At 58.7% G+C, this 12,388-nt stretch carries 13 protein-coding genes; 3 read left to right on the forward strand and 10 right to left on the reverse strand.

Features of this window, described 5'->3' with window-relative positions:
• Positions 1-101 precede the first annotated feature (101 nt).
• The 3 genes from EL26_RS26090 to EL26_RS02085 form a co-directional block, all read right to left on the reverse strand.
• Positions 102-221, reverse strand: a complete 120-nt coding sequence (locus tag EL26_RS26090) for a putative holin-like toxin (RefSeq protein WP_238546035.1) — start codon at positions 219-221, stop codon at positions 102-104.
• Between the two features lie 137 nt (positions 222-358).
• Positions 359-2,572, reverse strand: a complete 2,214-nt coding sequence (recQ, locus tag EL26_RS02080; RefSeq protein ID WP_038083971.1) for a DNA helicase RecQ — start codon at positions 2,570-2,572, stop codon at positions 359-361.
• A 54-nt stretch (positions 2,573-2,626) separates the two neighbouring features.
• Positions 2,627-3,442, reverse strand: a complete 816-nt coding sequence (locus tag EL26_RS02085; protein WP_038083974.1) for an aminoglycoside adenylyltransferase domain-containing protein — start codon at positions 3,440-3,442, stop codon at positions 2,627-2,629.
• Between the two features lie 82 nt (positions 3,443-3,524).
• Here EL26_RS02085 and EL26_RS02090 point away from each other — a divergent pair, with 82 nt between their 5' ends.
• The gene (locus EL26_RS02090) at positions 3,525-5,117 is read left to right on the forward strand and encodes a serine hydrolase domain-containing protein (protein ID WP_052035887.1); all 1,593 of its coding nucleotides are present in this window, start codon (positions 3,525-3,527) and stop codon (positions 5,115-5,117) included.
• Positions 5,118-5,137: 20 nt separating this feature from the next.
• Entirely contained in the window at positions 5,138-5,863 is a 726-nt protein-coding gene (locus EL26_RS02095) for an NAD(P)-dependent oxidoreductase (RefSeq protein ID WP_038083977.1), read from the forward strand.
• Positions 5,864-5,927: 64 nt separating this feature from the next.
• On the opposite strand, the gene EL26_RS02100 is transcribed toward EL26_RS02095, so the two are convergent.
• From EL26_RS02100 to EL26_RS02125, 7 genes are all read right to left on the reverse strand, one after another.
• Complete coding sequence (locus EL26_RS02100; protein WP_052035888.1) at positions 5,928-6,635, reverse strand: YetF domain-containing protein; 708 nt, start codon at positions 6,633-6,635, stop codon at positions 5,928-5,930.
• 98 nt (positions 6,636-6,733) lie between these two features.
• On the reverse strand, positions 6,734-7,426 hold the full coding sequence (locus EL26_RS02105; protein ID WP_038083979.1) for a YdeI/OmpD-associated family protein: 693 nt from the start codon (positions 7,424-7,426) through the stop codon (positions 6,734-6,736).
• 6 nt (positions 7,427-7,432) lie between these two features.
• Entirely contained in the window at positions 7,433-8,149 is a 717-nt protein-coding gene (gene deoD / locus EL26_RS02110; RefSeq protein ID WP_038083981.1) for a purine-nucleoside phosphorylase, read from the reverse strand.
• A gap of 99 nt (positions 8,150-8,248) precedes the next feature.
• Positions 8,249-8,386: a hypothetical protein gene (locus EL26_RS25260; protein ID WP_161780643.1), complete on the reverse strand. Its 138-nt coding sequence runs from the start codon at positions 8,384-8,386 to the stop codon at positions 8,249-8,251.
• Positions 8,387-8,433: 47 nt separating this feature from the next.
• Positions 8,434-9,525: an alpha/beta hydrolase family protein gene (locus EL26_RS23310; protein WP_152559144.1), complete on the reverse strand. Its 1,092-nt coding sequence runs from the start codon at positions 9,523-9,525 to the stop codon at positions 8,434-8,436.
• A gap of 39 nt (positions 9,526-9,564) precedes the next feature.
• Positions 9,565-10,578 carry a phosphotransferase enzyme family protein gene (locus EL26_RS02120; RefSeq protein ID WP_038083984.1) on the reverse strand — a complete coding sequence of 338 codons (1,014 nt, stop codon included), beginning with the start codon at positions 10,576-10,578 and terminating at the stop codon, positions 9,565-9,567.
• Between the two features lie 6 nt (positions 10,579-10,584).
• Positions 10,585-11,403 carry a GNAT family N-acetyltransferase gene (locus tag EL26_RS02125; RefSeq protein ID WP_038083986.1) on the reverse strand — a complete coding sequence of 273 codons (819 nt, stop codon included), beginning with the start codon at positions 11,401-11,403 and terminating at the stop codon, positions 10,585-10,587.
• 139 nt (positions 11,404-11,542) lie between these two features.
• Between EL26_RS02125 and EL26_RS23315 the strand changes: the two genes are divergently transcribed.
• Positions 11,543-12,376, forward strand: coding sequence for a MerR family transcriptional regulator (locus EL26_RS23315; RefSeq protein WP_052035890.1), 834 nt, complete (start codon positions 11,543-11,545; stop codon positions 12,374-12,376).
• Positions 12,377-12,388: the final 12 nt, after the last annotated feature.

Below are 12,388 nucleotides of genomic sequence, written 5' to 3' on the forward strand. Positions count from 1 at the left end.
TGGTAGCACCCACGGTCGTTTTGCACAACTGATTCCCTTCAAGGGGGTCGGCTCAAATTGGTAGCGAAATAGATCGCCTGAGGCCAAACTCATGGGGCGATCTATTTCTGTTTATTGTGCATGTCAAACCAATACTTGATGATCGTCACGATCAGCGTAAGCCCTGCAAGCAAAAACAGGCCAAACTGCAACATGAGCGAAACCACATCATGAGTTGACATCCCTCTCACCCCCTTTCACGAGGGGATGAGCCGACCGCCCTTGAGGAGCCTATTCAATTGTGTTGGTTTGATTCTACCACAGGAGAAAATAAAGTGAAATGAGGAGGAGTCAAACGACGCCTCCTTTTTTTATTTCATTAGAGAGCCCGTTTGCAGATCGCCGCTTTGATCGCGAAGTAGTCAACCTCTTCGGGGAGGGCGTCTTTGAGCGGGCGGAGTTTTTCGGCTCCGAGGTCTTCGATGGCGGCGTAGATCAGGGGTTCGTGGTCGGGCTGGATGATTCGCGTCCAGTCAAGCGGGTTCCCCTCGGTCGCCGCGCGGATGATGTGGTCTTGCACCGTCTGCGCTTTGATTCCTCGTTCCGCGCAGATCGCGTCCACGTCATACCCCGCTTGGAACAGCTCGTAGGTGAGCATGTGGCTCGGAGTCTCGTCCGATTCGGCCGCACTGCCGGAACGAGCCGTCGAACCCGTCGAACCCGTCGAACCTGCAAATCCGGGAGTCGAGTTTAAAGCGGCACCGAAACTTTCGCTGGATGCCGATACATCCGAAGCCCCAACCGCCACGGGTTGCAGACCTTTCTCCCTCGCGTACGTTCGAAGCAGTTCGAGGAACACCTCGCCATATCGAGCGATCTTCGCTTCCCCGACACCCTTGATGTTGCCGAGCGCCGCTTCGTCCGTCGGACAGGTATCCGCCATCTCGCGCAGCGTGCTGTCGGCAAAGATGATGTACGGCGGCACTTTTTCATGCTGCGAAATCTCTTTGCGCAGCGTCCGCAAGCGCTCAAACAGCGTGTCGTCCCGCTCGTACACCGTCTCGCTCTGCACTTGCACACGCTGGAAGACTTGCTCCTGCCCCTGCAACACCAGCACCGCTTTCGGCTCCAACCGGACAACCGGATACTGCCCCTCGCTCAGCGCCAGATAACCCTCCGCCGTCAGCACGTGGATCAGGTCGGTGATGTCCTTCTCCTTATATTGCTTCATCAACCCATACGTCGGAAGTTGGTCAAAGTTGAACTGCTTGACCTTCTTATTCGCCGACCCCTTCAACACCTGCGCGACCAGTGACGCCCCGAAGCGCTCCCGCATGCGCCGGATGCAGGAAAAAATCATCTGCGCCTCCCGCGTCATGTCCCGCAACTCCCGGTCGTCTTTGCAGTTGGAGCAAACCCCGCACGGCTCGGGGATCTCGTCTTCAAAGTACTCCAAGATCGCGTTGCGCAGGCATTGCGTGGTGTGGCAGAAGTCGATCATGCTCTGGAGTTTTTTGTACTCGCCCGCTTTGCGCTCCGGTGCGGAAACGGACTGCTCAATCAGGAATTTCTGCAACTGCACATCCTGCGCATGATACAGCAAGATGCACTCCGACGGCTCTCCGTCACGCCCGGCGCGACCCGCTTCTTGGTAGTACGACTCCATGTTCTTCGGCATGTTGAAGTGCAGGACGAACCGCACGTTGGACTTGTCGATCCCCATCCCAAACGCGTTCGTCGCCACCATGATCCGCACATCGTCATAGAGAAACTGGTCTTGCCACGTCGATTTCTCTTCGTCGGTCAGCCCGGCATGGTACTTCCCGACCGCAAACCCCAAGCCCCGCAACGTCTCATACAACTGGTCGACTTCCTTGCGGGTCGCCGCGTAGATCACCCCGGAGAGGTCGCGGTTTCGCTTCAGATAGTCCAGCGTGAAATCGCGCTTGTTCTCCCCGCGCAGAATCTGAAAGCGCAAGTTCTCCCGGTTAAACCCCGTGACAAAAACATCATCGCCCGCAATCCCGAGCAACTGCCTTATATCCCGCGTGACTTCCGGCGTCGCCGTCGCCGTAAACGCCGTGACGAGCGGTCGCTCCGGCAGCAAATCGAGAATCTTCGGCACCGCCAAGTAGCTTGGGCGGAAATCATGCCCCCACTGCGAAATACAATGCGCTTCGTCGATGGCGAGCATCGAGATCGGCAAGCGTTTCAACTCTGAACGAAACCGCTCGGAATCCAATCGCTCCGGCGCGATGTAGAGCAGTTTGTACGCGCCTTGGCCCGCGGCGCGCAGGGTGTTGTCAGCTTCAGCTTGGGAAAGGGACGAGTTGATGAAAGCGGCGGGAATACCGATGCTGTGGAGTGCATCGACTTGGTCTTTCATGAGGGAGATGAGCGGGGAGATGACGAGGGTGAGCCCATCGAAGCACAGCGCCGGGATCTGGTAGCAGATCGATTTCCCGCCGCCGGTCGGCATGATGCCCAGCGTATCGCGGCCTTGCAAGATATTGCGGATGATAAATTCCTGTCCTCTGCGGAACGAATCGTAGCCGTAGTATTTCTTCAGCAGCTGTGTGGCATGGTCTAGCAACTGAAACACCTCACTTTAGATACGTTCCATTCTAGCAAAAAAAATCCGGCTCTCCTACTGGGAACCGGGCTTTTTATTAAAAAAATGAGCACCTTCCTCCCGCACAAATGCAACAAATTCCTTCGCTTCCTGCGACCGCTCTCTGCGCGAGGAAAAAACCGACTTTTTCTCCCGGCCTTCCCTCACGCGTAGGGCTTCCCGAATCAAACGATGCCAGCGCGGCGGGAAGGTTTGCAGGGCGTAGTCGACGACGGCCGTTTTCGAAAGAAGATCCCGTTCCGCCAGCGTGTAGTGAATGCGGCACAGCGTCAAAACCGAAAACTCAATCCACTCGTCGAGGAAAAAAAGAAACCTGCGCGCCGCTTTCCCCGCCCAATAGTGCTCCAAATTGTACTGCATGGTCTCCACGACGCGCTCCCACGGAACGTCAAACGGGAGATCGGCAGGTGCGGGGCCGACGAGGGAAATGGCGCGGTTTTTGACTGTCCACCACGTGACGTGGTTGATGTCGTAGTGCCCCTTGGGCATAAAGCGTCCGTTGGCGTACCAGGGGTGCTCCGGCAGTTGCGGGACGGTCAGCCCCGCATCGGTGAGCGGGATGTACATGCCCTCCAATTTCCCGGCGTCTTCGAACTCGCGCTCCAGCCACAGATGCACGCCGCGCAACCGCTCCAGTTCGCTACCTTGCAAGGGGCGGTTCAGCAGCGTGAGAAAATCGATGTCGCTTCGGGTCGGCTCGTACGCGCCCAACGCGGTGGAGCCGTAGAGGTAGACGCCGTGGATGAGGTCGCCAAGCGCGGAGTGGAGCAGTTTTTGATACCCGTCGAGCAGGGGGACGAGGGTTGGGGGCAGGGCGGTTTTTTCGTTCATGGCGTGTCCTCCGGTTGCCAGAAATGTCCAACTATTAGATACTACCTAGTATATGCCGCAATATTTTGGAGGACAAGCATAGATGGATGGTACGTTGCTCACAAAAATTGACGCCCTTGTGGAAGCTCATAGGGAGACTTTCAAGATCACCGGCGCGTCGCTCGCCATCGTCCAAGGCGAGGAGATCGCGTACGCGCGCGGGTACGGGCGGGAGAGCATCCTCCCGGATTCGCCGCCGGTGACGGCCGATACGATCTACCGCATCGCTTCCGTGACCAAACCGCTGACCGCCTCGATGATTTTGCGCCTCGTGGAAGAGGGCGTGTTGGAGTTGGACAAACCGGTTCGCGAGTATGTGCCGTGGCTGGAACTAAGCGTCCCGGGCGCGGCGGAGAAGCTCACGCTGCGCCTGCTGCTCTCTCACCAAAGCGGCTTGCCGACGGGCGGCGACGCGTTCGGGTCGCGTGATCCGGAGGGGTTGGAGAAGTACGTGCGCGAGTATGTGCCGACGATTCCGATGCTTGCAGAGCCGGGAACGGGATGGTCGTACAGCAACCACAACTTCAACATCGCGGGGTATATCGCCGAAGCGGTGACGGGGAAGCACTATGCAAAATTGATGAAGGAATATGTGTTTGAGCCGCTCGGCATGGAACGCACGACGTTTGATCCGTTGGTGGCGTTGACGTACCCGATCGCCCGCCCGCACCTGCGCGACGCCGAAGGAGAGTTGTCGCTGTGGCACAATTTTTATGACGCGGCGGCGAGTGCGCCGGCGATGATGGGGCTCTCGACGGTCCTCGATCTTGCGCAAGTGGCCAAAGCGTTTTTGCAAGGCGGCGGTTCGCTGTTGAAACCGGAGACGGTGGAGACCATGCTGACGCCGCACGTCGAAGTCATGCGCGCCAACGGTTTTCAATGCGGGCTGTCATGGTTCATCTTGCCGAAAAACGGCAAGACGCGGTATTACCACTACGGGCAAGCGAGTTACATGTACACGTCGTTGCTGCTGTTCTCACCGGAAGACCAAGTAGCGGTCGCGGCGCTTGGCAACGGCGAGATGATGTACGAGTTGGGGCATCGAATCATGGATTTGTTGCAGTGGGGGCAAGAGGTGCCGGAAGCGGAGCCGCAGGAGAATCCGGACACTGCGAATCCCGCAGAGTGGCCGCTGTACACGGGGACGTATCTGTCCTCCACGTTTGAAGGTCTCGTGGACGTGTTCATCGAGAACGACGAACTGATGCTTCGCGTCCACGGGGAAACAATGAACCTGCTCCCCCTTCGAGAACGCCTCTATTTCGCAAAATCGAAATCGGGTCACACGCACACCGTCGGGTTCCCGATCCGAGGGGAAGAGCCCGTGCGCGGGATCATGATGAACGGACAGGTGCGGGGACGTGCGAATCTACCCGAGTATACGCCGAATCCCGCCGATTGGACAGACTGGTTGGGGTTGTACGACGATGGGGAAGATCAATATGAGGTGTGGATGCAGGAAGACCAATTGGCGGTTCACCATGTCGGCGGGAAGAAGACGTCGGTGCTCGACGCGCTGTCGCCCAACCTGTTTCTTTCGAAGGAGACGGGGTTGATTCGCTTGCAGCGTCTGGGACGTGACACAGAACCGACGCTTGTGTTTCACGAAGCCTGGAGGCTCGCAAAAGTACGGTAGAGAAAGGAGCGTGACGCGGCATGAAGCTTTTGATCCTCGGCGCCACGGGCCGCGTCGGGCGCGAGATGGTCAGGCTGGCGCTGCAAGACGGGCATGATGTGACCGCCCTTGTGCGGTCGGTGGAAAAAAGCGAGGCGTTGCTGGATTGGCTGAAAACAACAACTCCCTGCAACGCGACGACCGAGAATGAATCCTCGCGTCACGATGTCTTGCCCGAGACGAATTCCAGTTTGCTGGCATCTGTGCCCAACCTGAAGTTTGCTTTTGGAGATGCGCGGTCTCGATCTGACGTTTCCCAGGCCGTGACGGGAGCGGACGCCGTGCTCTGCTCGCTGAACACGGACGGCGGCACGGTGCTGTCGGAGAGCATGGCGGTGATTCTGGACGTCATGCGGGAGAACGGGATTCGGCGGATTGTTTCCATCGGCACGGCGGGCATCTTGCAAGCCCGCTCCGAGCCGCACTTGCTCCGCTACCGCTCCAGCGAAACCCGCCGCACGACGACCGCCGCTGCGGAAGACCACGAACGGGCGTACCGAATGCTGGCGTCCACGGAGAACCTCGACTGGACGCTCGTCTGCCCCACGTACCTCCCGGAAGGCGCCGCGACCGGGCACTACCGCGTGGAACGGGAGGTGCTCCCCGAGGGCGGGATGCGCATCACCACGGGGGACACGGCGGTTTTTGCCTACGGGCAATTGCAGAGCGAGGAGTTTCTGCGGTGCCGCGTGGGGATTGCCGAGTAATTTTTTGGCTTCGTCAAAAAAGCCTTCGTCTGCATGCCGATGTGCGTGCGGACGAAGGCTTTTCTTATTGCATCAGGTTGTCGCGGTAGAGGTCGACGTACAGTTCGTTTTTGGAATTGAGCACGGCGTAGGCGACGTCCGACGTGTCGCGGACGCCCTTGGCGTCGAGTTCTTGCATCAGCCATGCGAGGTCGTAGCCCCAGCGTTCCAAGTTGTGCGAGAGAACGTTGCCGTCGACGATCAACTCCACCGGGTGGCGTTGGTCGGGCAATTTCGTTTGTCGGGTGAGGAAGGTGCCCGTACGCAGTTGTTCCGCTTCCGGGCGCAGGAGGACGCTGAGTTGGCCGTTGGTTTCGAGATAGGCTTGCTTGACTTCGGCGATGTCGAACACGCCGCGCAGCCGCAGTTGCTGGGTGAGGTTCTCCATCGTCAGGCGGGAGCGTTCCAGTTCCTTCTCCAAAATCTTGCCGTCGTGCACCACTTCAATCGGCACGCCGGAGAGGAGGCGGCGAATGCGTCTGGATTTGAGTTGAAAAAAAGACATGATCAGCACGAGCACGGTAAACGCGGAGATCGCCAAGACGAGATCGCCGAGCGTGATGTTATGGTCGAGCACGATGGCGCCGGTCAGCGAGCCGAGCGTGATGGCGGCCATGAAGTCGAGATAGCTCAAGCTCTGCATCATCTTCTTGCCAAGCGTGCGCGTCGCAATCAACACCAAAACAAACGCCAACCCCACCCGACCCAGGATGTCCCACCAATCAAACGCCATCTTCGTTCCACCTCCCACCCCAATGGTTTCCAATGGAAGAGGGCGCTATGCATGAGCCTCAGAACGAAAAAAGAGCACCCCTAAAAGGTGCCCTTACGTCACATCCCCGAGGGGCGTTTTTTGCCTTCGAGCAGTTTCTCAATCGCTTGTCCGATGCGGCGGGTGCGCGTTTCTTCGCGCTTGGCGGACGTGATCCACGTGACGTACTCCTTGCGGTGCGAATACGCAAGTGTGTCAAACAGCTCCTTCGCCGCCGCGCTTTCGGCAAGCGCCGCTTGGAAATCTTCCGGCACTTCCACCGTGCGGTCGACGGGCGGTTTTTCCTTGGCGGCTTGCTTCCTCTCCGCCAACCGCTCCACACGGGTCTTGCCGGACCGGGTCCAGGAGGAATCCACAGACGCGCGCGGGCGAAACCGCATCGAAGACCACGTTTCGTCGATCGACACCAACGAAACTCCTTCGTACGCCGCTTCGTCCACCACGTCCCAGCCGACATCGCGGGAGATGTCCGTTTTGATCTTGCCGCTTTTCTTCGGATAGGCAATCCAGAAGATCGCATCCCCGCCGCCAAGCGCTTTCACCGCCAGCGGAACCCATTCTTGCAACTCCGCCACGCTTTTCACGAACAACTGCACAAAATCAAACGTCCCCGGCTCGTCCACCTCGGTTCGCACATCGAACCCTTCCAAGTCTCCGAGCAACTCCAGATACCCCTCCGGCGCGTTCAACACCACCGCTTTGGCGTCTTCGCGCAGCCGGAGTTTTTTCAAAGCGAGGTCGGACGCAGGCATCGGAAGTTACTCCTGCAACGCCGCTTCCAACGCCACTTCGATCATTTGGTTAAACGTCGTCTGACGCTCTTCCGACGTGGTTTCTTCACCGGTGATCAAGTGGTCGCTGACCGTCATGACCGCCAGCGCGTTTACGCCGAACTTCGCCGCCAGCGTGTACAGCGCCGCCGTCTCCATTTCAACGGCCAACACGCCGTACGATGCGAGCAACGGCACCAATTCCGCCCCGCGGTCGTTGTAGAACGTGTCGCTGGTGAAGATATTGCCGACATGCACCGGCATGTTGCGGGAAACCGCCACGTCGTACGCGTTCTTCAACAGCTTGAAGTTCGCCGTCGGCGCGAAGTCGAGGTTGCCGCCGAACCGATGACGGTTGACCGCCGAATCGGTGGAAGCCGCTTGAGCGAGGATCAGGTCGCGCACTTTCACGTCTTGCTTGTATGCGCCGCACGTGCCCACGCGAATCAAGTTCTTCACGCCGTACGAATTGATCAGCTCATGCACGTAGATCGAGATCGACGGAATGCCCATGCCGGTTCCTTGCACAGACACGCGCTTTCCTTTGTAGGTGCCGGTGAAGCCGTACATCCCGCGCACGGTGTTATACGGTTCCTGCACGCCTTCCAAAAACGTTTCCGCAATGTATTTCGCCCGCAGCGGATCGCCCGGCAGCAGGATCGTTTCTGCGATTTGTCCTTCAGTTGCACCAATATGTACGCTCATTCACAAATTCCTCCTCTATGACTCATACGAACTAGTATACCTCGAAAGGGCACGGAAAAAAACGCCTTTGCCAACGGGCGCGACAAAGGCGTTTTTTTCCTACTTATTCGGGCGGCCTTGGTTGTCTTCTTGCCGGTAGCCGTCGTACGCGATCAGCACCACGCCGAGTTCCGATTCGAGTTGGTCGATGCGGCGGGATTGCTCTTCGTTGAGGTTTGCCAGTTGGTTTTGGTTCATGAATCTCACCCCCTGCTTGCAGTCTGTGCAGGTTGCGAGGCTTTCACTCACGGACGGGACAGGTGTCCGTCGCGGTCGATTTCCAGCACTTGCGCCGGGCGTTCTCCGCCGGCGAGAAAGTCAGCAAAACGCCCCGCACGCCCTCCCGCAAACTCTTCCAAAAACGCAACGGTCACCGCTTGGATCGCCTCTTGCCCGCGGGTCAGCTTCTCCGTCTCTTGAAAGAGCGCCGGGATGGTGGAGAACGTCATATGATCGGCCCCTTGGATTTTGACGAAACAGCGGTCCGCGCCTGCAAGGTCGTGCAGGCGTTGCTGGCCTTCCGCCATCGCGCGGGCGACTTTGTCGTTCATTTCGGTTTGGAGCATCTCTTCAAGCGATGCCGCTTCTTGCCGCACGTTCAACACCGGAAACGAGATCGGCGACTCGCTTGGCAGGACGTGCAGGCTCGCATCGAGGAGCACCACGGCGCGGATTTGCGAATCTGCTTGCGCCGCGCCAAAAACACCTGCGCCGCCGAGCGAATGTCCCATCAAGCCGATGCGCTCCAGATCGAACAGCCCGTTCAGCGGACTTTCGCCCTCGTTCCAGAGCGGCAGTTGGGTCAAAGTGAACTGCACGTCCGCTTGGCGGACGCGGACGAGTTCACGCAACGTCGGGAAATCGGTGAAGTCTTGGCCGGAACAGCGCGGCGATTGCATCTCGACATCGCCGTCCGGAAACACGGTGAAGAGCGTATCGTACGTGGCTCCCACCGTCACCACGAGAAATCCGGCCTGCACCAGCGCTGCGATGTGTCGCACATAGAGGTCTCGATCCACGCCGAATCCCGGCGCGAACACCACGACCGGAAGCGGTTTGTCCGTTCGCGCGGGCGGCGCGTCGTTATAAATAGGAACGGCAGTCGCGCGCAGCCGTTCTTCTGCCAGCCCCACCATCGCAAACAACTCCGCACTCCGCTCCACCGCCGGCTCGAACAATGAAAGCACCGAACTTTTTTGCTGAAGTTCGTTTCCGGCCTCTGCCGGGTAGAACACACTCACGGGAAAGCGGCGGGACGCTTCCGGTGCCTCTTGGGTGTTCAACGACTCCCGGCGCGCAGGGTCGGTGAGGGAGATCACAATTCTACCAATAGTCATGCGGGAAAGCTCCTTTTATCCTGAGTCATGAAGAGACGATCAGATCGTGGGCGCGTTGACGGGAATCCGCGTGAAATCAAACTCCACCCTCGGCGTGCGGTCGATGATTTCTTGGCGGTGGCGCGGGAGTTCTTGGCGGTACTTCTCCGGCAGCGTGTCGCCCGCTTGGTGCAACACGATGTACAGCAAGAGGTGCCGCAAGCGCAGAAAGTCCGGGAAGAGGGTCAGCCACTCCGGGTTGAACGCGTTCTCTTCTTGATACCCTTCAATGAAATGCGTCAAAAACGCCTCCGTCGTCGCCGCCCGCGTCGGATACGTCTCGGACTTGTACTGCATTTCGTAATACAGGATGATCGCGATGTCGTTGGCAAACCAGTTGTAGCCGCAATCGTCAAAGTCGAACGCGGTGATCTTGCCGGTTTCGTCGACGTAATGATTGCCTTGGTGCAAATCGGTATGGCAGAGTCCGTAGGACGTCGAGTCTTTGGGCAACGCGTGGATGCGCGTCAGCAGTTCTTCGCCTGCCGCGATCACTTCCTGGTCGTCGGCGGGGAGGTATTTGCGGAGTTTGAGGTGCTCTTCTTCGTACCACTCTTGGCGTTTGACAGCCGGATCGCGGAGAACATAGTGTTGCGTGAGTTTGTGGATGCGCCCGATCACGCGGCCCCATTCGCGAAACAGGTCGGGGCCCCATATTTCCTTGGTGACGCGAGAACCGGGAGCTTTTTCATACGCCATCGCGAGAAACGCGTGGCCGTCTCCTTCGGGAATCACTTCCACGAGTTCGCCGTTCACCGAGGGAATGCAGCGCGAGACGGAGACGCCCCCTTCGGCAAGATAGTTCAGCCATTCCAGTTCGCCGAGCAGGTAGTTGACGGAGCGGCGGATGGTGTGGGTGATCTTCAAAATGTACGCGGAGTTGTCGCGCTGGAATTCGTAGACGTTCGCTTCGAAACCGCCGAGGTTTTTCAACCCGTCGGGGGTGATGCCGTAACGGTTGGCGGCTTCGTGGAGAATTTGGTCGTTGAAGCGTTCTTGGATCGCTGGGATCATGGGGTGTTATGCCTCCTCTCGTTTCCAGACCGCCTTGGTGTAGGCGACGTGGAAGCCGGCTCGTTGCAGATTGCGATGGGACCCGCTGGCGAAATCGCACTGGGCGACGATCAGATGCGCGCCGGCCGCTTCGGCGTCGAGCATGCGTTGGTGCAGCATCGCCGTCTGCGCGCCCCGGTTGCGGTACTCCGGAAGCGTGGCCGCGAGCGCGAACCCCGCGACGCCGTCCACGATCTGCATCATGGTAAAGCCGATCGCCGTGTCGCCTTGCCAGCAGAGATAGAGATGCCACTCCGGGTCTTCTACTAAAAGAAAGTTGCTCTCCGTCCGCTCCGGAATGTCGTCGGGAATCTCCAACGAACGGGTGAAGATACGTCCGTACAGCTCCACCTCATGCGGTTGCACGCGACGGACTTCCAAACCTTCGACCGGGCGAACCTTGCTCACATCCGGCACGCCGTACATCGCCGTGTGGAAGCCCGATTGCCGGAACCCGCGTGCGGTAAGCGCTTGAAGCAGTTCCGGGGTCGTGCGTTGCGGGGGGACGTCGATCATAAAGTTGCGGTTGGCAGACGCGAAGAACGCGCAGATGTCGTCCACGTGCTGAATTTCCTCAGCACCGATGCCGTATACGCGGTTGAAGTCGATCACCGGAAAGTGATGCGCCAACATCGCGACGGCGCGGCCGAACGTCTTGATTTCCACGCCGTAGGGGTTGCCTTGCTGCTTGCCGATGTATTCCATCCGTCCTCGCATGACATCGCAGTCCGACTTCTCGATCAGATCCGCCAGTTCTGCCGTCAGCAACGGGAGGTTGTGGTTCATTTTTTCTGCACCTCGCTGATTCGGGTATGACTTCTCACCAGCGTACGATAGAGTTCCAATTTTTGCAAGATTCCGTTATGATATGGCTTGACCCTGACCCAACGTCACCCCTTACGCTTGAAAAAAAGGAGGGAACCCGATGCCGTCTGATCAGAACATAAAACTCTACCAAACCGGCGAACTCGCCCAAAAAGCCCGCATCTCCATCCGCACGTTGCGCTACTATGACAAAACCGGTCTGCTCTCTCCGTCCCAACACAGCGAGGCCGGATATCGGCTGTACACCGAATCCGACCTGCAACGCTTGCAATACATCCTCGCCCTCAAATACTTGGGCTTCTCCCTCGACGAGATCAAAGCGTGCCTCCAAGCAAGCCCCCGGCATCTCTCCGAGCGGCTCGCTCAGCAAAAAGCCATGCTCCTCGACAAGCGCGCCGAACTCGACCTGATTCTCCGCGCCGTCGACGCGTCGCTCCATCTCTTGCGCAAAAACCCCGACGACCCGGAAGCGCTCTCGTCGATCCTCCATGTCTACCAAGCGGAACACAACCAAGAGCGGGTGCGCCAACATCTCACGCCGTCCCAACGCTCGCACATGCGCGAACTCTACGAAACGTCGTACTCCGAGGAAGCCCGTCGCAAACTGGAATCGCGCGAGTGGACGGACGAATCCCGCCGCGAGCACTACCGGCAATACGACGAATTTCGCTCGACGCTCCAGCGCCTCACCGCCGAGAACGCCGACCCGACTTCGCCGCAAGCGCAACATATGGCGCACTTGCTCACCCAAATCAACGCCCGCGTCTCGCAAAACGACCCCGCCGTCCTCGAAGGCATGAAAACCGCGTGGAACCGCTACAACGAGCTCCCCGAAGACAAGCGACCGCCCGCGTACCACTTCACAGACGCCGAACGCGACTTCCTCAAACGAGCGATGACCCACTTCCACAGCAGGCGCCCCGCCACCCCGTAACGGCAACAAAAA

Origin of the sequence: Tumebacillus flagellatus, from assembly GCF_000714935.1 — a bacterium.
In the GTDB taxonomy this organism is placed as follows: Bacteria; Bacillota; Bacilli; order Tumebacillales; family Tumebacillaceae; genus Tumebacillus; species Tumebacillus flagellatus.